This window comes from Streptomyces sp. NBC_00385 (genome assembly GCF_035917155.1).
In the GTDB taxonomy this organism is placed as follows: domain Bacteria; phylum Actinomycetota; class Actinomycetes; order Streptomycetales; family Streptomycetaceae; genus Streptomyces; species Streptomyces poriferorum.
The window spans coordinates 5,008,723-5,033,449 of the sequence record NZ_CP107951.1 but is presented as its reverse complement, the minus strand read 5'-3'; the positions used below and the strand labels follow the sequence as shown (position 1 = coordinate 5,033,449).

16 protein-coding genes are annotated in these 24,727 nt (G+C 72.6%); 4 read left to right on the top strand and 12 right to left on the bottom strand.

Annotated features, from left to right (window positions below):
* The first annotated feature begins 4 nt into the window (after positions 1–4).
* Positions 5–853 carry an acyl-CoA thioesterase gene (locus tag OG959_RS22530; protein ID WP_326661100.1) on the top strand — a complete coding sequence of 283 codons (849 nt, stop codon included), beginning with the start codon at positions 5–7 and terminating at the stop codon, positions 851–853.
* A complete protein-coding gene (locus OG959_RS22525; RefSeq protein ID WP_326661098.1) occupies positions 850–2,577 on the top strand; it encodes an acyl-CoA dehydrogenase family protein in 1,728 nt (575 codons plus the stop codon). The genes OG959_RS22530 and OG959_RS22525 overlap by 4 nt, the downstream gene beginning before the upstream one ends.
* A gap of 250 nt (positions 2,578–2,827) precedes the next feature.
* Here OG959_RS22525 and OG959_RS22520 read toward each other — a convergent pair whose 3' ends face one another.
* The gene (locus OG959_RS22520; RefSeq protein WP_326661096.1) at positions 2,828–2,974 is read right to left on the bottom strand and encodes a hypothetical protein; all 147 of its coding nucleotides are present in this window, start codon (positions 2,972–2,974) and stop codon (positions 2,828–2,830) included.
* On the opposite strand from OG959_RS22520, the gene OG959_RS22515 reads away from it, so the two are divergent.
* Complete coding sequence (locus OG959_RS22515; RefSeq protein WP_326666548.1) at positions 2,907–3,134, top strand: acyl carrier protein; 228 nt, start codon at positions 2,907–2,909, stop codon at positions 3,132–3,134. The two genes, OG959_RS22520 and OG959_RS22515, sit on opposite strands and share 68 nt — an antisense overlap.
* Complete coding sequence (locus tag OG959_RS22510; protein ID WP_326661094.1) at positions 3,131–5,518, top strand: acyl-CoA dehydrogenase family protein; 2,388 nt, start codon at positions 3,131–3,133, stop codon at positions 5,516–5,518. Before OG959_RS22515 ends, OG959_RS22510 begins: the two co-directional genes overlap by 4 nt.
* Before the next feature lie 62 nt (positions 5,519–5,580).
* Here the strand turns inward: OG959_RS22510 and OG959_RS22505 are convergent, their stop codons facing one another.
* The 11 genes from OG959_RS22505 to hppD form a co-directional block, all read right to left on the bottom strand.
* Positions 5,581–6,015 carry a nuclear transport factor 2 family protein gene (locus OG959_RS22505; protein ID WP_326661092.1) on the bottom strand — a complete coding sequence of 145 codons (435 nt, stop codon included), beginning with the start codon at positions 6,013–6,015 and terminating at the stop codon, positions 5,581–5,583.
* Between the two features lie 51 nt (positions 6,016–6,066).
* A complete protein-coding gene (locus OG959_RS22500; protein ID WP_326661090.1) occupies positions 6,067–7,251 on the bottom strand; it encodes an FAD-dependent monooxygenase in 1,185 nt (394 codons plus the stop codon).
* Position 7,252: 1 nt separating this feature from the next.
* Positions 7,253–14,566, bottom strand: a complete 7,314-nt coding sequence (locus OG959_RS22495; protein ID WP_326661089.1) for a non-ribosomal peptide synthetase — start codon at positions 14,564–14,566, stop codon at positions 7,253–7,255.
* A 41-nt stretch (positions 14,567–14,607) separates the two neighbouring features.
* On the bottom strand, positions 14,608–15,600 hold the full coding sequence (locus tag OG959_RS22490) for an acyl-ACP desaturase (protein WP_326661087.1): 993 nt from the start codon (positions 15,598–15,600) through the stop codon (positions 14,608–14,610).
* Positions 15,601–15,722: 122 nt separating this feature from the next.
* Positions 15,723–17,174 carry a DHA2 family efflux MFS transporter permease subunit gene (locus OG959_RS22485; protein WP_326661086.1) on the bottom strand — a complete coding sequence of 484 codons (1,452 nt, stop codon included), beginning with the start codon at positions 17,172–17,174 and terminating at the stop codon, positions 15,723–15,725.
* Between the two features lie 109 nt (positions 17,175–17,283).
* A complete protein-coding gene (locus OG959_RS22480) occupies positions 17,284–18,144 on the bottom strand; it encodes an alpha/beta fold hydrolase (RefSeq protein ID WP_326661085.1) in 861 nt (286 codons plus the stop codon).
* Positions 18,141–19,595: a class-II fumarase/aspartase family protein gene (locus OG959_RS22475; RefSeq protein ID WP_326661082.1), complete on the bottom strand. Its 1,455-nt coding sequence runs from the start codon at positions 19,593–19,595 to the stop codon at positions 18,141–18,143. Before OG959_RS22475 ends, OG959_RS22480 begins: the two co-directional genes overlap by 4 nt.
* A complete protein-coding gene (locus tag OG959_RS22470) occupies positions 19,592–21,565 on the bottom strand; it encodes an FAD/NAD(P)-binding protein (RefSeq protein ID WP_326661080.1) in 1,974 nt (657 codons plus the stop codon). Before OG959_RS22470 ends, OG959_RS22475 begins: the two co-directional genes overlap by 4 nt.
* 56 nt (positions 21,566–21,621) lie before the next feature.
* A complete protein-coding gene (locus OG959_RS22465) occupies positions 21,622–22,518 on the bottom strand; it encodes a prephenate dehydrogenase (RefSeq protein ID WP_326661078.1) in 897 nt (298 codons plus the stop codon).
* Complete coding sequence (locus OG959_RS22460; protein ID WP_326661077.1) at positions 22,518–23,435, bottom strand: phytanoyl-CoA dioxygenase family protein; 918 nt, start codon at positions 23,433–23,435, stop codon at positions 22,518–22,520. Before OG959_RS22460 ends, OG959_RS22465 begins: the two co-directional genes overlap by 1 nt.
* Positions 23,436–23,647: 212 nt before the next feature.
* Complete coding sequence (hppD, locus tag OG959_RS22455) at positions 23,648–24,712, bottom strand: 4-hydroxyphenylpyruvate dioxygenase (protein WP_326661076.1); 1,065 nt, start codon at positions 24,710–24,712, stop codon at positions 23,648–23,650.
* Positions 24,713–24,727 lie beyond the last annotated feature (15 nt).

Below are 24,727 nucleotides of genomic sequence, written 5' to 3'. Positions count from 1 at the left end.
GGCCTTGCCACGCAGCTCCACGTACGAGGCCGTACTCGACGCGAGCCTCTTCACCCCGGCCCAGTTGCAGCCCACCGCCGTCGGACGGATCGCCTTCCAGGCAGGCACCCGCTGGATGCGCGACCACGTGTGCAGCCACCGCACCCTGGTGCACGAGCACCGGGTGGGATTCGTCCTGTGGTCCTGGCAGTTGGAGTACGTCCACCCGCTGCGGTTCCTCGACGCCGACGAGGCACGCGTCGAGGTGACCGCGCGCGTCCGCGGCCCGCGCGCCTCGCAGCTGGAGGTGGAGATGACTCTCGAAGGCCCGGCCGGTGTCGCGGTGCGCACCCGGGCCGCGTCGGTGCCGCTGCGGCTCAGCGGCGACGAGGCTCTCTCCGGCGCGCCCCGGCCGCTGCCCGACGCGCTCGCCGGCGCCTTCCACGACGACGAGACCGAGCGCACCCCGCACCGTTCGCGGATCCGCGCCCTGCGCGCCGGGTTCGCCCGGGACGGCGAGCAACTCGCCTCGGGGCTCACACACTTCCGCGTGCACCGCCACCACTGCGAGGTCGCCGACCAGTGGTACTGGGCCGAGACGCTCGGGTTCGCCGCCGGTGCCCGCGAGGAGCTCGTGATGCGGCACGGCAAGGCGCTTCCCGTACTGCGCCGCGCGCTGGCGGCGCCGCTCCGCCGGGTGGACGTGACATGGCTGCGCGCCGGCCAGTTCCGGGACCTGTTCGAGGTCCGCACCACCGCCCATCAGGTCGGCGACGAGCTCGCGTTCGTCCATGAGCTGTGGCTCGCCGGGAACGAGGGCGAGAACGGAATCGAGGACGGCGGACCGTACGCCGTCGTGGTGGAGCGCATATGACCTCCCCGGCCGGACCCACGGGCGCACGGTCCACGTTCGACGCCGCGGAGCGCCTGGAGCAGGCGCTCGGCTGCCCCTTCGACCCGGGCAGCGGCATATCGCTCGCCGAGGGTGTACGGGCCGACGAGCTGGAGGCGGAGCCCACCGCGGCCTACGAGGCCGCCTGGTCGGCCGGCCTGCACGAGCAGCTGGTTCCCGTGTCCGAAGGCGGCCGGCTCGGCTCGTTCGAGTCGCTGACGGGCGTGGTGCGCGCGGCCTCGCGGCGCGATCTGGCGGTCTCCGTCGGTCTCGGCTCGACGCTCCTCGCCGCGACCCCGGTATGGACGTGGGGCGACGACACCCAGCGGAGCAGGGTCGCCGAGCTCGTCCTCGGCCGCGCCTGGGGCACCGCCGGCATCAGCGAGGAGGCGGCGGGCAGCGACCTGCTCGCCACCGGCACGCGCGCCGTCCCGGCCCCCGGCGGGTATCTGCTCGACGGAGAGAAGTGGCTGGTCGGCAACGGCCGGCGCTCCTCGTTCGCCACGGTCCTCGCCGCATCCGACCCGTCGTACGGGCTGTTCCTGCTCGACTTCGACGCCCTCGACGGCACCACCGTGAAACGGCTCGACAAGGTGCGCACCCACGGTCTGCGCGGCCATGATCTGAGCGGCTTCGCCCTCAGCGGCTGCCAGGTCGGCGCCGAGGCCGTGCTCGGCCGGCCCGGCCGCGGCATCGAGATGGTCTCCGGCATGCTGCAGTTCACCCGGACCCTGGTCGGCGCGAGCAGCCTCGGCGCCGCCGACACGGCACTGCGGATCGCGCTGCGCCACGCCCGTGGGCGCATGCTCTACGGCCGGCCGGCCCTCGCCATGGCCCCGGTCCGCTCCCTGCTCGCCCGGGGGTTCGCCGATCTGCTGGTCGCCGAGTGCACCGAGCTGTCCGCCGCACGCGGGCTCGATGTCGCGCGGCAGCGCATGGCGCTCTGGTCCGCGGTGGCCAAGTACGTGGTGCCGCGACTGTCCGTGGACACCGTGACCGCCTGTGCGGAGGTGCTCAGCGCACGCGCCCACCTGCGCCAGGGAGTCGCGGGCGGCGCCTTCCAGAAACTGCTGCGGGATGTCGCCGTCACCCCCGTCTTCGAGGGCACCGAACTGGTCCAGCTGGACACGGTCCGGGCCCAGTTGAGCGGTGCGGCCCGACGCCGCCGGGCGCCCGCGACGCTGCCGCTCCCGTTGCTCTTCGGGTTCGGCGAGCCGGTGGTGTCGCCCGCGCCGCGGGAGCTGCGCCCCTCGCTCACCTTCGGCGGCGCCGACGAGGTCGTCGACCTCCTGGACGACGCGGTCGAGGAGCTGGCCGACGACCCCCGGCTCGCGGCCCTGGCCCGCACGCTCCTGCGGGTCCGTGACGAGACCCGGACTGCGTTCGCCGGGCTCGGCACCCTGCGGACCGCCGAGGCCTACGAGGCCGCCCGCCGGCACTGCCTGGTCCACGCGGCGGCCTGCTGCATCCACACCTGGCTCCGGCGCCGGGCGGCGCTCGGGGGCCTGGCCACCGAGCGGGCCTGGCTCTCGCTCGCGCTGCGCCGCGTCGTGGCGCGGCTCGGCCTGCCGGTCCCGCCCGACCCGGAGGCCGAGGACGTGCTGGTGCGCCGGCTCGAAGAACTCGACGACGAGGACCGGGCGTTCTCCCTCGTACCGACGCGGCTCGCACCGCAGCACCGTGATCCCTCGCCCGAGCGAAGCTAAGGGCTGTCCCGCACTTCCTGGTGCGCCCGCCAGGAAGTGCGGGACAGCCCTTGGGGCCTGTCGTTTGGGTCATGCCGGGCTCGCGGACCCCGGCACGCGCTCCCCCGAGGTCTCGGCTTCGCTCGACCAGGGGGGACCCCCTCCCGCGTTCTCGTCGGTCGCCCATGCTCCGCACTGACTCCCTCCTCCGCCTTGCAGCCGCACGCACCGGACCCCGCTCCCTGATCCGGCCCGACCCAGACGAAAGACCCTAGGAGTACGCCATCACCACCTCGCGCACCGACCCTGCGGACCCCGCCACCGAGCCCCTCTCCACCTGGCTGTCGTCGCTGATCGCCGACCTGCTGGGCCTCGACGAACCGTTCCCGGCCGGTCTGCCGCTGGGCGAGCTGGGCATCGACTCCCTCACCGCGGCCCAGCTCTCCGTGGAGGCCGAGGAACACACCGGTGTCCATGTGCCGCTGACCCGGTTCCTCGGCGACGAGACCCTCGACGACATCGTCCGGGCCATGGCGGACGCCCCGGTCCCCGGCCCGGCGGCCGGGGCGACCGCGTGACGGCCCGGGCCCGCGCCGCCGATGTCATGAACCGGGGCGGCGGGGACCGCCACGGGCCGCACCGCACGCTCGACGCACAGGTGGAGGAGGTCCGGTCCGAGGCGCGTCGCAGGTTCGCCGGTTTCGTTCTGGACACCGCCAACCCCGGCTCGCACTTTCGCAACCACGCCCGCCGGCCGCTCGACAGCCGCGTGTTCGAGCAGGCGGGCGCGCTCGGGCTGATGCGGTTCTCGCTGCCGGCCGAGGCCGGGGGCGACGGGCGGGACAAACTGGCCTGGGGTGTGGTGGTCGAGGAGATCGCCCGTCTCTCGCGCGATCCGGGATTCGCCGTCCTGCTCGACATCACCGTCGAGATCACCGAACTGATCCTGTCCAGCGGAACCCCGGAGCTGATCGAGCGCTATGTGCCCGACCTGATGGCCGGCCGGCGCTTCGGCGTACAGGGCGCCTACGAGAACCGGGACCCGTACGACTACACGTCCACCGCACGCCTCGAAGGCGACACCTGGGTGCTCAACGGCGCCAAGCGGTTCCTCGCCGGTGCCGCGTTCGCCGACCTGTTCATCCTGTTCCTGCGCGACGAGGCGTCCAACGACATGCTCGCCTTCGTGGTCGAGAAGGACGATCCGGGTGTCACCCCGGTTCCGCTCGACACCATGGGCCTGCACACGATGGGCCTGGGCCAGGTGCTCCTGCACGACGTACGTCTGCCGCCGTGGCGGCTCGTGTGGCGGGCCGACGCGCTCAGCGAACTCAACACGTACGCGCGCATCCGCCGCACGATGAGCGCGTGCGGGGTGCTCGGCGCACTGGACGCGGTGGTGGAGAACTGTGTGGAGTCACTGGCCGCGCGCAGGCGCGGCGGGCGCCCGGTCCTCGACTACACCAATGTGGAGCGCTCGGTCGGCGAGATGCACATGCTGCTGCAGAGCGCCCGGGCGAGCGTCTACCGGGCGCTCGACGGAACCCGCTCGGCCGACCGCGACCCGCACTTCGACGAGCTCGCCACCGTCGCCAAACACCGGACCGCCGAAAGCGCCCTGCGCGTGGGCCAGTTGGTGATGGGACTTCAGGGCGGCGAGGCGTACATGGCCACGTTCCCCTGGGAACGCTTCATGCGTGACGTCCTGGGCCTGGTCTCCGGTCAGGGTTCCCAGGAGACGCTCCTCATCCAGCTGGGCCAGCGTTCGATCGTCGGCCTGGAGGGAAAGCGGGTGCGTCAGGAGGCCGCCGAGCGCGTCGTCGCCCGGCTGACGGACTCCTGGTGGGCGCTGCACGCCGCGGTCGCGTACGACAGCCCCGGCGAACCGGCCGGCCCCGTGCGCGAGGTGCTGTCGGCGGCCGGCCTCGCATCCATCGGTCCGGCCCCCCGTGCCGAGGCGGCCGCGCTGCTCGGCCGCGCCCACACGCTGTGGGCAGCCGTGTGTTCCGGGGCTGCGCCCGACGCCCTGCCGCAGGGGCCGCGGGGTCTCCTCGACGGGCGGCTCGCGGAGCCGGCCACGCAGGCGTGGGCGCTGCTGGCGTGCGCCGTCGCGGAACGGACCGGGCTGCTGGCCCGGCTGCTCAGGCCGTGCACGGCGAAGGAGGCCGCCGCAGGACTTCCCCCGGACCTTGCCGAGGGTCTGCTGGAGGTTCTCACGGACGCCGCGCTGGTTCGGCGGGACGACGAGGGCCGCTATGCGGCCGCCGAGGGCCTGGAGCGCGTCCTCATCGGTGGCCCGCGCGCCTCCGCGTTCGCCGCACGGCTGCGGCGCGCGGTGACCGGGGGCGCCCGGCTGCGGTCCGGGGCGGGAGCCCCGGAGGGCGAGCCGGCGCCCGGATGCGGCGGCGAGGCACCGGCGCTCGCGGAGGCGCTGGTCGACTCCCTTCTGGGCGGGCTGGAAGGACTGCCCGCGATGCTGGATCTGCCCGGTGCGCGGGTCGGCTGTGCGGCCGGTGACGGAGGCCGGTCCGCCGTCGAGCTGTCGCGCCAGATCCCCGGACTGCCGGTACTCGCCCTGGAACCGCGGCAGTTGCCCGCGCCCGCGGCCGACGGGCGGGTACGGGTACGGGTCGGTGACCCGGCCGGCTTCGAGGAGGACGACCGGCTCGCGCTCGTCTGGCTGCCCGTCGCCGGGCTGCCGGGCGGCGGTCTGCGCCGGGCCGTTGCCGCCGGCGCCGCCGCACTGCTGCCCGGCGGGTGGATCGTCCTGCCGTGCCCGCTCCTTCCGAAGCGCCCTCTCGGGGTCGCCACGGCACGCCTCTGCCTGGCCGTCACGGGCGGGACGGCACCTGCGGACGGTGAGGTGGAGGGCCTGCTCCGGGCTGCGGGCCTGGGCCATGTCCGTACGGCGTGGGAGGACCGCTCCCTCGGCATCCGGCTGATCGCGGCCCGCCGCCCCTGACCGGGCCTAGGCGGTCAGCTCCGGCCCCGGACCAGGCGGTCCGGGGCCGGAGCGGGTCCGTCTCAGGCCTGGCCGAAGAGGGTCCGGCCGAAGTACTCGGTGTCGAAGTACTCCCGCATGCTCCGGATCTTCCCCTCCCTGACGGTGAACTGCGCGCTGATGTCCAGGACGTACGGGGCACCGTCGCGGGTGGTGGCCCGGGTGACGCACTCGACCGAGACCTCGTCGCCCTCTGCGATCACGTGGAGGATGTCGACCGCGTACTCGGCCTCCGGGTCGAAGCGCTCTCCCATGGGGATCAGGAACCTCTCGGCGATCTCGCCCAGCCCGGTCCAGGTCCCCGCCACCGGATGGCTGCCGGGTATGCGGTAGACGGCGTCGGCGGCGACGACGCCGGAGATCACCGCCGCGTCGCGCTCCCGCAGGCCCTGGAGGTAGCGGTGCACCACGCTCTTCGCGTCGAGGTCTTCCTGGGTTCGTTCGGCGGCCTGGGTCATCGGTTCTCCTCGGGTTGTCGCTGATCGGTCGTGCGGGCGGCGAGCGCTTCGTCAGTTCGCCGGGGCGTCATCCAGCAACTGGGGCGTCAGGGCCCGCTGGAAGGGCTTGAACAGCACGGACTGGGGTGCGTGGCGCAGATACAGATCGCGCACGACGCGCAGGGCGGGGTTCTCCAGCTGCTCGAAGCCGCCGAACCTGCGGGAGACCTCGACCATTTCCCGGGTGCGCTCGCGCCGCAGGTTCTCGTACCTGCGCAGCGAGGCGACGGTGTCCGTGCCCGCGGCCAGGCACTGGGCGAGCACCACGGCGTCCTCGATGGCCGTGCTGCCGCCCTGGCCCAGGCTGGGGAGCATCGGGTGTGCGGCATCGCCCAGGAGGGTCACCGGGCCCTCGCCCCAGTTCTCCAGGAACGGGCGGTCCTGCGCCGGTACGGCGACGATGTCCTCGGCCGGGGTGGTCGAGATGGCCTCGCACACCTCGTCCGCCCATCCGGCGTAGGCGCGCACGATGGGGTCCTTGTCCCCGTCCCAGCGGCCGGCCGCCTCGGCCGACATGTTCAGGGTGCCCCACCAGTAGGCCCGCCCCTGGCCCACGTCGTGGATGCCGAAGCGCTTGCCGAGGCCCCAGTAGTGGGCGTTGAACCCCTTGGTGATCTTCGGGTGGGCGAAGGGGGTGACGGAGAGCCAGCAGAGGAATCCGCCGTACCGAGGGCCGCTGTCGTCGCCGGTACGCAGGCGGCGGACCGCGGAGTTGATGCCGTCGGCCCCGATCAACAGGTCGCCGGTGGCTTCCCTGCCGTCCTCGAAGCGGACGCGTACGCCGTCCCCGTTGATCTCGTAGCCGGTGGCGGTCGCGCCCACCGCGATGGGCATTCCTCCGAGGGCGTCGAGCAGGGCGGCCTGCAGGTCGCCCCGGTACATCGCGACGCTGGGGGCGCCGAGCCGGTCACCGGCGGTCTCGACCGGCAGGGACCGCAGGGTCCGGCCCTTGTCCGTCATGATCCCGGTGTGCAGGATCGTCTGTCCGTGCTTCTCCAGACCGAGATCGATCCCGAGGGCGCGCAGGGCCGCCACGGCGTTGCTCATCACGGAGATGCCGAATCCGGCGGGGCGCAGATCGGGTGCGCGCTCGTACACCTCCACGTCGACGCCGACCCGGCGCAGGGCCACGGCGGTCGCGAGCCCTCCGATGCCGGCTCCGATCACGATGGCCCGGGGGCTGGTTCGCTGTGCCACGTCAGTGTCCCTTCTCTGCGGTACGGGGAGCGGGCGCCGGGCCCGCGGGGTGCGGATCGCCGCCACCTTCGGCCCGCGCCAACTCGCCTACGATGCGGGCGACTTCCGCCACGTGCGGCTCTTCCATGAGGGAGAGGTGGTCGCCCGGCACCTGAATGACCTCGACCCGGCCGGTGGTCATGGTGTGCCACCCGTTGGCGGGGTCCTTGTGCTGCGTACTGCCCGCGCCGTGCATCGCGTGCAGGACCTGCGGCAGCGGCTCGACGGCCCGGATCAGGGTGACGTCGTCCGCCACCGGTCCGGGCCGGTAGTGCTGGGTCGCGCGCCAGTTGGCCTCGTACACCCCGAAGAGGCGCCCGACGAGCGAGCCCTTGCTGTCGGCGGGCAGGACGCCCTCGTCGGCGGCGACTGAGGCGATGAAGTCGAACTTCTCCTCAAGGGTCGTGAGTTCGGCGGGAATGGCCTCCAGGGGTGAGTCGCCGCCACGGCCCAGCAGCAGGAGTTCCCAGAAGAACCAGCCGAGCAGCGCCTCGTCGGTGAACGCCCTGTGCTGGTCCGCCGGTCCCAGGGCCACGGTGTCCAGGAGGATCACCCTGCCGACCTCCTGTCCGGCGGCCCGCAGCTGCCGCGCCATCTCGAAGGCCACGAAGCCGCCGAAGGACCAGCCGCCGATGACGTACGGGCCCTCGGGCTGGACCCGGCGCATGGCGGCGACATAGTGCGCCGCGATGGCCCGCATCGTGCGCAGGGGCTCGGTGCCCGGGTCGCCACCGGGCGCCTGGAAGGCGTACAGCGGCTGGTCGTCCGGAAGATGGCGGGCGAAGGGCACGTAGCAGAGCACGTTGCCGCCCATGGGGTGGACCAGGAAGACCGGCGGTCTGCTGCCGGCCCGGCGGATCGGCACGAGCGGGTCGAAGCCGGGCGTGGCGCCGCCCTTGCGCAGCAGTGCCGCCACGGCGGCCACCGTCGGCGCCGTGATGAAGGCGGATATCGGGACCGGGACCCCGTACCGCTGCTCGATCAGCACGACGAGCCGCATCGTGGTGAGGGAGGTGGCGCCCAGCGTGAAGATGTCGTCATGGACACCGATCCGTTCGAGGCCGAGGAGTTCACCGAGCATCTCCACCAGGGTTCGTTCGTACGCGTCCCGGGGTTCGTCGCCGTCCCCGGCGGCCGGCCGGGTCAGCGGCCGGGCCCGCAGCGCCTTGTCGTCACGCTTGCCGCTCGGGGTCAGCGGCAGCACGTCCAGCCACTCGAAGTGCTGCGGGACCATGAACTCGGGCAGCAAGGCGCGCAGTTCGGTGCGCAGGACGTTCAGGTCGGTCCGCTCGGCGTCGCCGGCCAGGAAGGCCACCAGTCCGGTGCGTCCGTCCGCACCGCTCCGGGCGACCACCGCGGCCTGCTGGACGTCGAGGGCCGGATGGCGTGCCGCGAGGCCGATGAGAGCGACCTCCGCCTCGGCGGGCTCGACCCGGTAGCCGCGGATCTTCACCTGGGTGTCGGCCCGGCCCGCGTAGGCGAGGACTCCGCCGGGCAGGACGCGGCCCAGGTCTCCGGTCCGGTAGGCGGTGACCTCGCCGTCGGGCCCGGCGATGCGCACGAACCGCTCGGCAGTCAGTGCGGAGGCCCCGAGATAGCCGTCGGCGAGGGCCGGTCCGGACAGGTACAGCTCGCCCTTCACACCTGTCGGGACGGGGCGGCCCAGCGGGTCGAGGACCCGTACCCCGGCGCCGGGGACGGGGGTGCCGATCGGGACGAGTGCCGGAAAGCCGGCCGGGTCCCCGGTCATGGTGTGGCGGGTCACGACATGCGACTCGGTGGGCCCGTACTGGTTCTCCAGGATCGCTCCCGGCAGCGCGGCGACGAAGGCCCGGATCTCGTCGGTGACCCTCAGCTGCTCACCGGAGGACACGATCACACGCAGCGCTCGCGGGACGATGCCGAGGGCCCCGGAGGCCTCGGCGAGCTGCTGCAGCGCCACGTACGGCAGGAAGATCCTTTCGACGCCGGCGTCGTCGAGCAGGCGCAGCAGCGCCGGCATGTCGCGCCGTTCCTCCTCCGTGACCAGGCGCAGTGTGCCGCCCGCGCAGAGCGTGGAGTAGATCTCCTGGAAGGAGACGTCGAAGCTGAGCGGCGCGTACTGCACGGTGGTCCGGCCGGCGGACGCGCTCTCGGCCCGGATCTGCCAGCCGGTCAGGGCGGCCAGGGAGCGGTGGGGCATCACCACGCCCTTGGGCCGGCCCGTGGAGCCCGAGGTGAACAGGATGTACGCGGTGCTGTCGGGGGCGATGGTGTCCGGCAGCGGCCCCGGCTGCCCAACGGCCGTGACTGCCGGCTCCGGGCCGAAGAGCGACTCCGCGGCCAGCAGCAGGTCCGGGTCCGGCAGGAGTGCGGCGTCCGCCGTGCGGGCGATGATCCGGAACGGCTCGGCCTGCTCGACCATGGCGGCGATCCGCGCCTCGGGGTAGGCGGTGTCCAGCGGCACACAGGCGGCGCCGGCCATGGCGGTGCCGAGGATGGCGGCGACGGTCTCCGGTGAGCGGTCCATCGCGATGCCGATCCGGGCGCCGGGGCGGGCACCCAGGGCGGTCAGCCGGTGGGCCACCCGCTCGGCGGACGCACGCAGTTCGCGGTAGGTCCAGGTGCGGTCGCCCGTGGTGACGGCGGGTGCGTCGGGGTTCCGGCCGGCCTGCCGGCCGAAGAGCCGTACGACGTCATCGGTGAACGCGTCGGCGGTGGGGGTGGCGCTCTGCCGCGTACCGGCCGGGAAGGCGAGGCCGGGCGGCTCCCCGGGACCGGTGACGAGGCTGCGCAGCACCTCGGTGTAGGTGTCCCCGAACAGTTCGGCCTGTGCCGGGGTGATGGTGTGGCCGTCGCCGTCGATGCGCAGCCCGATCGTGCCGTCCTGCGGGTGCAGGAAGGCGTTGACCAGGAGCTGGAAGTCGGTCTCCTCCCACGTCGTGAACTCCTCCAGGCGCACGTCGGGAAGACGCAGCACGTCGGAGAGCACATGGAAGTGCACGTAGTTGAACGCGGTGTGCAGGACCGGGCTTCCGCCGTGGTCCGCCTGCATGGCGCTCAGCGGGTAGCGCTGATGGGCCTGGCCCTCCGACTCCTGCCGGTGGAGCTCCCGGACCACGTCGAGCAGGCTGCCCCCGGCCCCGTCGGCTCCGAGGCGTACCGGGACGGTGTTGAGGAAGAGGCCCACCATGCGTTCGGCGTCCGCGTACTCCGGACGCCCGTGTGTGATCACGCCGGTGGTGAAGTCGTCGAGCCCGGAGAACAGCCGCAGCGTCAGGCAGTGGGCGGCCAGCAGCACGGACTTCAGCGGCAGTGCGTGCTCCCTGGCCAGGGAGCGGGCCTGCCGGGTCAGCCCGTCGGGCAGCACGAGCTGGTGCACCACCTGCGCCGCGCCGCGCGGTGCTTCGGACGGTGCGAAGCCGTCGAGCCGGAGCACCTCCGCTCCCGCCAGGCGCCGCTGCCAGTGCGCGCGGGCTGCGGGGTCCGCCTGCGTCTCGCGTTCGCCCCGCACATGGTGGGCCGGGGTGGGCAGTTCGCTGTCGGGCACCGGGGCGATGTCGGCGCCGAGCGTGTGCAGGTAGTCCTGGAGGAGTTCCCGCAGCAGGTTCGCGACGCTGCCTCCGTCGAGCAGCGCATGGTGGAAGCTGAGGACCAGGTCGACGGCGTCGTCGTGCACATGGGCACGGAAGAGGTAGAGCAGCGGCCGGTTGAACACGTACGGGTGGAAGCGCCGTTCCTCGATGTGCCGGCGGATCTCCGCCTCGGCGTCGGCGTCCTCGCGCCCCCGCAGGTCGGAGATCTCCAGGCCGCCCGGCGCGCTCGTGTGCACGATCTGCAGCGGCTCGGTGAGCCCGCCGAGGTCGAACGAGGAACGCAGCGCGGGATGGCGGGCGACCAGACGCGCGAAGGCGTCCTGGAAGCGTGCCTCGTCCCACTCCATGGCGAGGCGGTACCGGAAGACGTCGTGGTAGACGGCGGAGCGCTCGTCCCGGCGGCTGTGGTAGACGAGCCCCAGCTGCAGCCGGGTCAGCGGCCAGGCGTCGGCCGCGTCCCCGAGGCGCGCCCGGTCCACGTGCGGGACGAGCGCGAAGGGGGCCAGGCCGGCCGCGGGTCCGGACTCCTCGGTGGAGTGCGCCGCGAGGGCGGCCACCGTCGGGTTCCGCACCAGGTCGATCAGGGAGAAGTGGATGCCCTGGCGCTCGGCCAGCGCGCGGATGCGGAGCATCAGCAGGGAGTCGCCGCCGAGGGCGTAGTAGTCGTCGTGGATCCCGACCTGCCGCACCCCGAGCACATCGGCCCAGACCGCGGCGAGCGCCGCCTCGGTCCCGTTGCGGGGCTCCGCGCCCGGCTCCCCGGCCGGCTCGGCTTCCGGGGCGACGAGCCTGCGCCGGTCCAGCTTCCCGTTGGGGGTCAGGGGGATCGCGTCGATCCGCCTGAACCGCCCCGGGATCATGACCTCGGGGAGTTCCTCGGCCAGTCGACCGCGCAGGAACGCCGTCTCCAGGTCGTGCTCGGACACGTAGTGGCCGACCAGGAACGTGCCGCGCCCCGGGGCCGTGTGGTCCGTGACGGCGGCGTACCGCACGCCGGGTATGCGGGACAGGGCGTCCTGGACCTCGCCCGGTTCGATGCGGTTGCCGCGGATCTTCACCTGCCCGTCGATCCGGCCGAGGTACTCCAGGGTGCCGTCGCCCAGCCAGCGGGCGAGGTCGCCGGTGCGGTACATCCGGCCGCCGTCGACGAAGGGCGCGTCGACGAACCTCTCCCGGGTCAGCTCGGGCCGGCCGAGGTATCCGCGGGCCAGGCCGACGCCGCCGACGCACAGCTCACCCGGCACGCCCACGGGCTGCGGCTCGCCGCTCCGGTCCAGGACGTGCAGCTCGATGTTGTCGATGGGCCGCCCGATGGGGACCCGCGGGACGGTGCGCCCGTCCGGCGCGGGGCAGACCTGCGCGGAGACGTCGACGGTGGCTTCGGTGGGCCCGTACAGATTGACCAGGACGGGTGCGCCCTCGCCGCCGAGGACCCGGTGGAACTGCTCCACGTGGCCGGGGGTCAGGGCCTCGCCGCTGCAGAAGACATGGCGCAGCGAACCGGCCCGGGCGCGCAGCCCTTCCGACTCCTCCAGCAGGTCGAGGAAAGGTCCCAGCATCGAGGGCACGAAGTGCACGACGGTGACCCGCTGCCGTTCGACCGTGTGCAGGATCTGCCGCGGGTCCTTCTCGCCGCCCGGCGGCAGCAGCGCCACCGAGGCTCCTTCGAGGGCCCACCAGAACAGCTCCCACACCGATACGTCGAACGAGACGGGCGTCTTCTGCAGCAGGACGTCGTCCGCGCCGAGCGGGAACGCGCGCTGCATCCACGCCAGCCGGTTCACCACCGAACGGTGCTCGACCATCACGCCCTTGGGGCGCCCTGTCGAGCCCGAGGTGTAGATGACGTAGGCCAGATCGCGGGCTCCGGCCTCGGCCCGCACCGCGTCCGCCGGGCCTTGGAGCAGCTCGCCGACCGGGCAGACCTCGGTGCCCCCGGGCACCGGCACCCCGCTGTCCGCGGAGTCCGTCACGACGGCCCTGGCGGCGCTGTCCTCCAGGATGAAGGCGATCCGCCGCGCGGGATGTCCCGGGTCCACCGGGACGTACGCGGCACCCGACTTGAGGATGCCGAGGACGGCGGCGAGCATCCGGGGGCCGCGCTCCATCAGTACGGCGACCCGGTGGCCGACGCGTACCCCCCGCGCGCGCAGGGACCGGGCCACCTGGTTGGCCCGGGCGTCGAGCTCGGCGTAGCCGAGCGCGTCCTCGCCGTCCGCTCCGTGCACGGCGGCCCTGCCGGGATACCGGGCGGCCTGCTCCTCGAACAGGGTGTGCAGGGTCGTGTCGTCGGCGAACGGGATGCGCGGGCCGCGGGTGAGGCCCTGGATCTCGTCCTGCTCGCGCTCGCTGAGCATCAGCAGTTCAGCGGCCGGCCGTTCGGGCTTGTCGAGCCCATGGGCGATCAGCGAGGTGAAGTGCTCGACGAAGGAGGAGACGGGCAGGTCGGCATCGAACACATCGATGGCGTACCGCAGTTCGACCTGGAGCTCCGACCGGCCGCGGGTGCCCACGACGCTGACGACCAGTGCCTCGTCGTCGTGCGGCGGCGCGGTGAACGCCGCTCCCCCGCGTACCACGCCGTCGAGGTCCAGCGGCTTGCGCAGGGTCATGTAGGTCAGCGTGACGTCGAAGAGCCGGCGTTCCCGGGAGCCGTCGGCCGGCAGCTCCCGCAGGACGTCCCCGATCGGCAGCCGCTGGTGCTGCTGCAGCAGGCCGACCGCCTCCTGGACGCCGGCGGCTATCCGGGCCAGGGGCTTACCGTCGGGGACCTCGATGCGCAGGGGCAGCGTGTTGGCGTACTGCGCGACCGCGGTCAGCTCCGTCCTGCTGCGCCGGTTGAGCAGGGGCACACCGATCACCGCCTGCTCGGTGCGGTGCACCCGGGCGAGCCAGGTGCCGAGCGCGGCGGCGAAGAAGGCGAAGGGGGTGCTGCCGCTCTCCTTGATGCGGTCGGCCACCGCCCCCGGCAGGGTGAACGTGTGGAGTCCGGTGGCGGGCGCACCGCCCTGGGTGCGCCGGGTGAAGAAGCGGGGTTCCGTCGCCGCGAGTTCGGCGCGGTGGAAGGCCCGGTCGTCCTCCTGCTCCCGGGAGCCGAAGTAGGCGTCCCGGCCGGTGACCGCGGTGAGCACCGACGGGGCGGCGCCGCGGTCGCGGGGTGCCTGGCCGCGGGACCGGCGGGCGTAGTCCTCCATCACCTCGGTGTGCAGGATCTCCGCGCCCCGGCCGTCGACGAGCAGATGGTGCCCCATCAGGAACAGATGGAGCGCGTCCGCGCTCTCCCGCAGCAGCACCGCGCGGAAGAGCCTGCGGCGCCGCAGCTCGAACGGGGTGGCCATGGCCTCCTCGCGCCAGGCCCGGCACGCCGCGGCCGGGTCGGGTTCGGCGGAGAGGTCGACCAGGTCGACCGCGGGCGCGGCGTCGTCGGTCAGCGCGTCGGCCATCCACTGCCGTGGAACGCCGTCGAACTCGTCGAATCTGAGCCGGAAGGCGTCGTGCCGCTCCAGGGCGCGGGTGAAGCACGCCCTCAGCAGCTCGCCGTCGACGGCGCCCGTGAACCTCTCGAAGACGGCCCCGTTGAACTGCGGTGTGCCCGGGGTACGGGACTCCGCAAGCCAGATGTCACGCTGATACGGCGACAGCCGCACGTTCTCGGTACTGATGACTTCCCCCTGGTCTTGAGCGGGTGCCGCACTGGGCACGCCGACACCTTCCGGGCGCGACCGGTCCCGGATCTTCTCCGTCAGGCAGCGACGGCCGCCGCTCGCTTGGCCCGTGCGGCACGGATGCCTTCGCGCCGGTCCGTGAAGGACGTGGCCTGGCTGTCCAGCCGGGCCACGAACGCGGCGAGGTCCTCGCGCGCCGCGTCGCCGGCCGGGCCGAGCCCGCCCCGCTCGAACACGCGCAGATTGCGCAGGATCGGCATCACCACGCTGTCGTGGTGCAGCCGCAGGTCGTAGATGCCCGCGATGGCGATCTCCGCCGACTTGCGCCCGAAGTCCTTGATCGTCGAGCCGGGCATCTCGAACCCGGTCACGACATCGCTCACGGCTTCCATCGCCTTGTCGGGAGCGAGTTCGAACGCGGCGTCGACCAGGTTCCGGTAGAAGACCATGTGCAGGTTCTCGTCCGCCGCGATTCGCGCGAGCAGTGCGTCGCACACCGGATCGGCGCTCACATGGCCGGTGTTGCGGTGCGAGATCCGGGTGGCGAGCTCCTGGAAGGAGGCGTACGCGATCGCGTGCAGGGCGCTGAAGCCGTCGGGGCGGTCGTATCCCGCCGACATGTGTGCCATCCGGGCCCTTTCCAGGGCCCTCGGGTCGACGGCCCTGGTGGCGAGGAGGTAGTCGCGCAGGGCGATGCCGTGCCTGGCCTCTTCGGCCGTCCAGCGGTTGACCCAGTTGCCCCAGGCCCCGTCCTTGCCGAACTCGGCCACCGCGAAGTGGTATCCGGGCAGGTTGTCCTCGGTCAGGAGGTTGACCACGAGCGAGGTACGGGCCACCTCCGGGAGCTTCGCCTCGTCCTGGGTCCATGCCTCACCGCCGAGCGGACCCTCGAAGTCCCGGCCTTCGCCCCACGGGATGTACTCGTGCGGGAACCACTCCTTGGCGACGTCGAGGTGGCGGTGGAGATTGCTCTCCACCACGGGCTGGAGCTCGGCCAGCAGGGAGCTCTCGGCCCGTGCTGCGGAACGGTCCGAAGGGTCGGGACGGCCGGAAAGGTCGCTGGATGGCATTGCGCTCTCTGTTCGTCTCGTCAGGAAGGGAAGGGGGGTCGGGCGGGGTGGAGGGGGCAGACGGTGGGCCTGTTCGGGCCCACCGCCGCGGTTCCCCTGCCGTGGTTGCGTGGCGCTGTGCCCTACGGGGCCCGCCGGCCCCTCGCCCGGATCACCGGGGCGACCACCGCGGCCGCGACGGACCCGATGGCACACGCGAGGAACACCTGCAGATAGCCCTGGTCGTCGAGGACGTTGTGGCGTTCGAGGATGGCCGCGAGAGCCGCGATGCCGAGCGCGCCGCCGATCTGGCGGGTCGTCATGAGCAGTCCGGTACCGGAGGCGAAGCGCTGCGGCTCCAGCGAGGCGGTGGCCGCGTTCGAGATGGCGGTCAGGGCCGCGCCGATGCCGACACCGGCCACGACTCCGATGGGCAGCCAGACCGCCGCGTACTGCCGCTCCGTACCGAGCAGCAGATACATCGCGGCGCAGGAGATGCCGAAGAGCCCGGCGCCCACCGCCACCGCGGCCCACTGGGCCCGGGGTGCGACCCGGCGCCCGACCACCAGGGCGCCGACGGCGGCGCTGAAGGCTCCCGGCGTGACGGCCAGGCCGGCCTTCAGCTCCGAGTACCCCCATACGGCGTTGAGGAAGAGCAGCGAGCCGAGGAGATAGGAGTACATGGCCGCGCCGAAGAGCAGCGACGACACGTTGGTGGCGGCGAAGGCGCGGTTGCGCCACAGGTCCCACTCGATGGCGGGCGCGACATGCCGGCGGGAGAGCAGCAGGGCCACCAGCACCAGTACGGCGCCGCCGCCCAGCAGGGCGAGGACCCGTCCGCTGCCCCAGCCCCACTCCGTTCCCTGGGTCACACCGAAGACGACGCCCCCGATCCCCAGGGCGAGCGCGAGGGTGCCCACCGGGTCGGGCAGCCTGCGCCCGCTCGGCGCATCACCCGCGAGCCGGGCCGAGATCGCCACGATGGCCAGCCCGATCGGCAGGTTGATCAGGAAGACGCTGCGCCAGCCCCACACGTCCACCAGCAGACCGCCGAGGCTCGGCCCCACGGCCGCGGCCATGCTGCCGACCGCTCCCCAGACGCCGACGGCGACCTGGCGGCGGGCCGCGGGTGTGTGCTGGAGCACCAGACCGAGCGCCGAGGGAATCATTCCGGCCGCCGCCACACCTTGCAGCGCACGGGCGCCGACCAGCATCGGCACTCCGGTGGCGAAACCGCTCAGCACGGAGGCGAGGGTGAACAGGACCGTGGACCAGAGGAAGAGCCGCTTGCGTCCGATGACGTCGGCGACCCGGCCCGCGACGGCGAGCAGTGCGGCGAACACGACCGTGTACGACGTGACGACCCAGGTCAGCTGGGACAGCGAGGCGTCGGGGAAGTCGACGCGCAGGTCGGAGAACGCGATGTTCACGACCGTGGTGTCGAGGACCGCGAGGAAGGTCGCCCCGGACGCGACGAACAGCGCCAGCTTCGAGGCGGCGGATGCCTCCGGTGAGCCCTGCGGCGCCTGTTCCCCGGCTGACGCCGCGACGTCAGCCCGGCCCGCCCCGGGTGACTGCGGTGAAGCGGTGGTCATGCGTGGTCCCTTCGTCAATGGATCCACGGCATGGGACCCACAGGTAAAACTAAACGACCGTGCGTGCATTTAAAAGGCCGATACGACAGCGGGCGTGGGTCCGAGGCGGTCACTCCCCCGGCACCGGACGGGCGATGAAGTCCATCGCGGAGTCGATGACCGCCGCTTCACCGAGGACCTTGCGGTGCCCGAGCCCCGCCGTGATGACCAGGTCCGCCCGGTCGCCGTACGCCGCCTTGAGCGCGTACGCCTGCTCGACCGGGACCATCTCGTCGTCCTCGTCGTGGATGATCCGCATCGGCACCTTGATCTCGTCGGGCCTGCGGGTGGCGTCGAAGAGCTCCCACGGGCGGGACACCTCCGCGAACAGCTGGTGCTCGATCCGGTCGCGCAGGTCCCGCCGCAACCCCGGCCGGAGCCCCAGGATGTCCGCGAACTTGTCCGGGAAGTGGCCGAAGTCCTTCACCGCGGCGACCGTGACCAGACGGCCCGCCTCGGTGCCGCTCCGCAGCGCGAGGAGCACGCTGGTGGCGCCGAGGGAATGGGCGACCACCGAGTGGAAGGCGCCGTATCCGTCCTGGAGCCGGCGGATGATCTCGCGGTACTCGAGGATCGTCGCGCCCCGGCCTCCCGAATCCCCGTGCCCCGGAGCGTCGAAGGAGACGGGCGTCAGGCCCAGTTCCTGAAGCCGCGGCACGAAGCCGGCGTACCGCGAGGCCCTGGACTGCCACCCGTGGAGCATCAGAACGGGGCGTTCGCCGTTGCCCCAGCGGTAGACCCGCACGCGCTGCCCGCCGACGTCCAGTTCCTCGGTGCCGGCCTGTTCGTGAACGGCCTGCTCACGGGGCAGGACCTTGCCGCGCCGGACCGGATTGCAGAAGAGGGAGAAGACCGCACGGCCCGCGAGACCGGGCGCCGGCCCGGACAGCGCGTTCAGCACGGCGCCCGCGGACGGCGCCCCGCGGGTCATGCCCCGGCTCCGCGGAGCCGGCCCTCGTACCGCCGCAGCGCCTGCTCCGTCAGCTCCTCGGCGGCGCCGGTGTAGCCGGCCGGGTCGAGCAGCAGGCGAAGGTCCTGCGCGTCGAACCGGCCGGCGATGGCCTCCTCCTTGGAGAGGACCTCCGCGAGGGACAGGCCCGAGGCCGCCGCCTCGCGCGAGGCCCGGCTCATGACCTCCTTCGCGGCGGCCTTGCCGAGCACGGGCGCCAGCACGGCCGCCAGCCGCTCCGAGACGATCAGGCCACCGGTCAGGTCCAGATTCGCCCGCATGCGGGCGGGCGCCACCTCCAGACCGGCCACCAGCTCGCGTGCCGTGTGCGCGGCGCCTCCGGCCAGCCGCAGACACTCCCGCAACGGCTGCCACTCGGCGTGCCAGGCACCGGCCGAACGCTCGTCCTCGGACAGCATCGCGTGCGTCAGCACACCGGCGTACGCGGGAACCTGCAGGGCCGCCGAGCGGATCAGCGTGGCCAGTGCGGGGTTCCGCTTCTGCGGCATCGCCGAGGAAACCCCCCGGCCGGCCGCGGCGGGCTCCGCGACCTCCGCGGTCTCGGTCCGGGCCAGCGACTGCACGTCCACCGCGATCTTCCCCAGCACCCCGGTGGTCAGCGCGAGTTCGGCAGCCAGGGCCGCGATCGGGGCCCGGTGACTGTGCCAGGGCAGCACGGGGGCGGACAGACCCGTCTCCGCGGCGAACCGCTCGGTGAGCCGCGCCGCGTACCCTTCGGCCACCGTCTCCTGCTGCGCGGCCCGGTGGAGCTTCTCGTACTCGACATAGCCCGCCAGCGTGCCTGCCGCGCCGCCCAGTTGGACGAAGAGGCCGTCGGCTCTCACCCTGCGCAGCCGGCCGGCCGCCTCGCACACCGCCGCCAGCCAGCCGGCCGCCTTCAGGCCGAAGGTCGTGGGCACGGCGTGCAGCGCGAGCGTGCGGCCGGCCATGAGCGTCCGCGCGTGCTCCCCGGCCAGCGCGCCCAGGCTCTGCGCGATGCCCTCCAGATCCGCCACCAGAAGGTCCAGGGTCCGGCCCGCCACGAGCATCAGCGCGGTGTCGAAGATGTCCTGACTGGTCGAGCCGCGGTGCACATAGTCGGCGGCATCCGGGGCCCTGTCGGCCACCAGCGCGGTGAACGCCTGGACCAGGGCCACCACCGGATTGGCCGCTCCCCGGCTGAGCACGGCGATCTCACGCAGATCCAGCGCGTCGGCCCGGGCCAGCGCGGTGATCGCCTCGGCGGCCTGGGCCGGTACGTTGCCGAGGCTCGCCTGGGCACGTACCAGCGCGGCTTCCGCGTCGAGCAGCGCCTGCAGCCAGGCACCGTCGGAGGTGGCGGCCTCCGCCGGCGTGCCGGCCCGCACCGGACTGAGCAGCCCGGCGTCCAGGACGTCCGGCAGGGGCGAAGGGGGCGGGGTGGTGGTGCTCACCTTGTCAGCTCTCCCATCATCTCGGTGTCCGGCAGAAGGCCCCGGTCCAGGCCGAGTACGGCGTGCGCGATGGCGTCCGAGTCCTGAAGGGTCACCGAGTTCACCCCTGGTCTGATGCCTGCGGCCGTCGCCCAGTGCACGGACTCGGTGGGGACACCGAAGGCGAAGCGCCGCGGATGGGCACGGCCTGCGGCGTCGATCAGGTGGAACGGTGCGTCGGTGACGGCGAGTCCGCCCGTCTCGTACACCGAACCGTCGGGGTCGGTGACCTCGTAGGTACGGCACTGCCCGGAGGCGAGGAGCTGGATCAGCAGCGGATCGGCGGTCACCCGCAGGTCGATCTCCGGCAGGCGTGCCTCGATCAGGGTGGTGGCCCGGGTCAGCGAGCCCGGCACCGAGGCGGACTCGATGGTGAACGCCCGGGCCTCCTCGTCCGTGCCCGACCGGACGTCGGGGCCGAGCACCCGCAGCACCCCGGCCTCGATCAGGGCGATCGCCTCCTCGATCCGCCGGGCGGGCGGACCGATCGAGAGGAACGCGTTGAGAGGCGTGTACCAGCCGTCCAGGTGGCGCCGGTGCGAACTCCCCGTGAGGCCGCCGTGATCGACGATCAGCCGGAGCTCGTTGCGCAGATCGCGCAGGACGTCGAGGGCTGCCTTGAGCGGGCCGTCCACGTTGCCGTCGCGCGCCGCACGAAGGTCCTCGTGCAGGTGGCCGAGCAGCCAGTCCTGGAAGTCCTGCGTCGAGGAGAAGTCCCGGTCCGCGTACGGACGGGCGATGCTGTCCCAGTCCCAGTGGTCGCGCGGGACGATGCCGAACTCGGCGATCACGTCCTGCTCCTGGCGGCTGCCCGGCTCGGCCTCCAGGTAGCGGACCCGCAGCCGTCGCGCGTCGCCGGCCCGTCCTTCGGCGGTGAGCAGGGCCGTGTAGTAGACGGTCTCGACCTCCTTGGAGACCAGCGGCCACAGCGTGGCGTGGAAGTCGATGCCGTCCTGCCGCCGGGACTGCTCCCGCAGCTCCCCGATCACTTCGGCGGTCAGTACGGTCGGCGTATGGCGGCCGTGGGCGCCCTTCTGGTTCTCCCCCCGGGAGTGGAAGGGCAGCCCCCTGCGGGAGCCCGCCACCAGGCGTGGTTCGCGGCCCGAGGGCAGATAGACGAGCCGGTCGGAGCGCCGGACGAAACGGCCGCCGCGGCCGAGCGTCAACAGCGCCATGTAGTCGAAGAAGTTCAGGCCCAGCCCGAGCAGCGCGACGGTCTCACCCGGCTGCACCGGCGACAGGTCCACGTCCGCCGGGTTGGCGGGCACCACGTAGCCGAGACCGTTGGCCCGCGCGAAGCCGCCGAACTCGCGCTGCCGGCGGGACCGTCGTACGGGCAGATGCCCCTGGGCGAGGACGACCGCGTCCAGGCCGTCGATGAGCGTGCCGTCGTCCAGGAGCACGCTCTGCCTGCCGCCCGGACCCCCGCCGTCGGCCGGCTCCTCCTCGATCGACACCGCGCGGGCGCGGTGCACGACGGTGGTCAGCCGGCTCGGCGCCGTCTTCGTGACGCGCTGGAAGACCCATTCCAGGTAGTGGCCGTAGAAGGCACGGGACGGATAGGAGTCGGCTCCGAGAGCACGCGCCTCGGCCAGGACCTGCGCGTCGTACTGCTGGTCGTCCATCGGCCCGATGAGGGTGAGGAAGCGTGCCCATTCGTACAGGCTCGGCCCCGGGGCGAGCACGCCCTCGACGTCGACGCTTTCATCGGTGAACATCGTGACCTGGGACGCCACGGTGTTCATCAGCAGGTGTTCGGACTGGTCGGTGCGCCACACCTGCCCCGCCCCGGGGGGATAGGGATCGACCACGTGCACGGTGATCGGCACCTCCTGGGGCGCCGACCCGGCGTTCGTACACAGCCGTTCAAGGAGCGAGAGCCCGCGGGGCCCGGCACCGATGAGGCAGACGTCGAGCTGTCGGCTGGTCATAGTCAGTCTCTCCACTGAATCGGAAGTCGTTGCCGGGCCCGCGGGGCGGCCGCGGCTCACTTGCCCGCGGCTGCGCCGCTCAGCCGCATCCCGCCCGGCGTCCGCACCGGGATCCGGCCATGGCCCTGCACACCGCGGGCCAGGGCCGTGGTCAGATGGGCCCTGCCGGCGCGGTGCCGCTCCGGAGCGCCCGCGCCCAGATCGCGCAGGGCGTCCACGACCTCGCGGAGATCCAGGGCGATCTCCGCGAGGACATCGGCGACGGCTGTCGCGTTGGAGCCGAGGATGTCGGTCCACAGCTCGGCGTCCCCCGCCGCGATCCGGGTCACGTCGCGCAACCCCTGCCCGGAGAGCTGGAGTTCGGACTCGTCCCCGTGCAGCAGTCGGGCGGCCAGCAGACTCGCCACCATGTGGGGGGTGTGCGAGATGAGCGCCACCGCCCGGTCGTGCTGCGCATGGCTCATCACGACCGGGCGGGCACCGCAGAGTTCGGCGAGCTCCGTCACCCGGTCGACGGCCTGCCGGCGGGCACCCGCCCCCGGCGTGATCACCCACGGCTTGCCCTGGAAGAGGTCGCCCTGGGCCGCGAGCGGCCCCGACCGCTCCCGCCCCGCCATGGGGTGCCCGCCCACATAGCGGCTCAGGTCGCAGCCCAGCTCCGCCGCCTCCTCCTGCGGCCTGGCCTTGACGCTCGCCACATCGGTGAAGTCATGCGCCAGATCACGCAGTTGGTGCTCGCGCAGCGCCGAGGCCACATGCCGCGGAGGTACCGCGAGGATCGCCAGGTCCGCCGGCGCCGGCGGGACGGCCACCAGGCCCGCGCCGAGACCGGCCGCGGTGCGGGCCGCCTCCGGGTCCTGGTCGATGAGATAGGTGGCCACACCCCGGCCCCGCAGGGCCAGGGCTATCGACGTACCGATCAGGCCGGTTCCGACCACTGCGGCACTGCGCATCAGCGGCTGCTCCACAACACCGGCAGATACTCCGGGTCGCTGTAGTCGGGCGTGCCCTCCGCGGTCCTGCGCACCAGCTCGTCGTGGTTGTACGCGACCTGGGTGCCGTCCGAGCGGGAGAAGTCGCGGTAGCGGTTCTCGCCGTCCTGCAGGTGGAACGAGATGGCGCGGCGCGGACGGTCGCTGACGTTCGGACCGCTGCCGTGGTAGGTCCGGCAGTGGTGGAAGTTCACGTGCCCCTTCGGGATGTGCACGGGGATCTTCGCCACCTCGACGCCGTTGTAGTGGGCGTTCTCCTCCAGCATGAGGTCGAGCTCACTGCGGTCGCGCTCGGCGAAGTGCAGCGACGTGGCATCGTTGTCCGCCGTCTCCTTCCAGCGGTGGCTGCCGTCCACCATCGTGATCGTGCCCATCTCCTCACCGCAGTCGTGGAAGGGGATGAACGCGGTCAGCATCCGCTCGGACGTCGACGTGGCCCAGTAGTGACGGTCGAAGTGCCAGGGCACTATGTTCGACTGCTCCTCCGCGACCGGCGGCTTGAAGATCAGGGTGGACTGGAAGACCCGGATCTCCTCGGTCTCGGCCAGCCGCGCGGCCACGGCGCCGAGCAGCGGCTTGCGCAGGATGCGGCCGATCGTGTCGTCCTCGTAGTGGATGTAGTCGTTGTGCCGCTGCACATCGCCGTGCTCCGGCTCCCAGTACGCCAGCTTGGACGGGCGCAGCGGCAGCGTGCGGTCGCGGTGGCCGGCGTAGAAGCGCTCACTGGCCGACTCGAGGAGATCCACTTCCTCGTCGGTGAAGAGCTTCTTCGAGAGGTACCAGCCGTGCTCGGCGTAGAAGGCGACGTCTTCGTCGGAGGGCAGGAGATCCCGCTCCTCCTCGGTCAGGGTGAACAGAGAGGCGTCCTGAACAGTCACGGTCTTCCTTCGGTACAAGTGAGACGAATCGTTCGGGAGTGGCGGCTCCGCACGCGGCGGACCACGCCCTGGGCCTTTCGTTCGGATCAGGGCGGATCAGGGAGCGGGGTCCGGTGCGTGCGGCTGCGAGGCGGAGGAGGGAGTCACCGCGGAGCGTGGGCGACCGCCGGGGCCCGCGAGCCCGGCATGATCCCGACGAGGGCCCCGGGTGGTCAGGCGGTCGCCTTCTCGCGGGCGACCGCTTCGTAGAGGGCCTTGATGTTGCCGCTGCCGAAGGTGCGGGCACCGTGCCGGTCGATGACCTCCCAGAAGAACGTCTTCCGCACGTACACAGACTGCGTGAAGATCTGGAAGACCTGGCCCCAGTGGTCCTGGTCGACCAGGACGTTGGTGCGCCTGAGGTCCTCGATCTCCAGGTCCGGGCTGCCCAGGCGCTCCACCAGCTCGCTGTAGTACGCGTCGGGCGTCCCGAGGAACTTGACCCCCCGGTCCTCCAGCGCCGGCACGGTCGTCACGATGTCGTCGGTGAGCAGGGCGAGGTGCTGCACGCCCGCACCGTTGTGACGTTCCAGGAAGCCGTCGATCTGGCCGGGCTTGCGGTCGGCCACCGGCTCGATGAGGGTGAAGGTGACCTTCCCCGAGGGGCTCTGCACCACCATGGAGTCCATGGCCTGCTCCCCGACCTCGATGAACTCCTCGAAGATCTGGCTGAAGCCGAAGACCTTCTCGTAGAAGGCGACCGTGGGACGCAACTGGCCCACCGGCAGGCAGATCGCCGCATGGTCCACCGTGCTCAGCAGGTGCGCGCCCTCGTCGGGGTCCTCGGCGATGATGTCCATCTCACCGGGCATGAACTGCTCCGGGTCCCCGCTGCGCTGCACGAACCGGTGGGCGACGTCGCCGAAGCCGAGCACGGACGCGGTGACGACCTCCGCACCGTCCTTGCTGTGCGTCCTCGGCTCCTCGACCGCGACGGCGCCCCGCTCGACGGCGAGCGCGAACGCCTTGGCGGCATCGGTCACCTCGAACGCGATGTTGGCCACGCCGTCACCGTGCCGCGCCACATAGGCGGCCGCCGGGTGCTCCGCGCTCAGCGCGGAGGTCAGCACGACCTTGATGCCGCCCTGCTTCAGCAGCAGGGAGCGCCGGCCGGCCTGCCCCGTCTCGGGACCGGCCTGGCCGCACACACGGAATCCGAACGCGGTGCAGAGGTAGAACGCCGACTGCTGGGCGTCCCCCACGTAGAACTCGATATGGTCCACGGCTCCGATGTTCACGCGTTGTTCCCTTTC

Coding starts and splice junctions, on each gene's coding strand:
- OG959_RS22525 (WP_326661098.1), top strand. CDS start 850: ATGACCTCCCCGGCCGGACCCACGGGCGCACGGTCCACGTTCGACGCC.
- OG959_RS22520 (WP_326661096.1), bottom strand. CDS start 2,974: ATGCCCAGCTCGCCCAGCGGCAGACCGGCCGGGAACGGTTCGTCGAGG.
- OG959_RS22505 (WP_326661092.1), bottom strand. CDS start 6,015: ATGACCCAGGCCGCCGAACGAACCCAGGAAGACCTCGACGCGAAGAGC.
- OG959_RS22490 (WP_326661087.1), bottom strand. CDS start 15,600: ATGCCATCCAGCGACCTTTCCGGCCGTCCCGACCCTTCGGACCGTTCC.
- OG959_RS22485 (WP_326661086.1), bottom strand. CDS start 17,174: ATGACCACCGCTTCACCGCAGTCACCCGGGGCGGGCCGGGCTGACGTC.
- OG959_RS22480 (WP_326661085.1), bottom strand. CDS start 18,144: ATGACCCGCGGGGCGCCGTCCGCGGGCGCCGTGCTGAACGCGCTGTCC.
- OG959_RS22470 (WP_326661080.1), bottom strand. CDS start 21,565: ATGACCAGCCGACAGCTCGACGTCTGCCTCATCGGTGCCGGGCCCCGC.
- OG959_RS22465 (WP_326661078.1), bottom strand. CDS start 22,518: ATGCGCAGTGCCGCAGTGGTCGGAACCGGCCTGATCGGTACGTCGATA.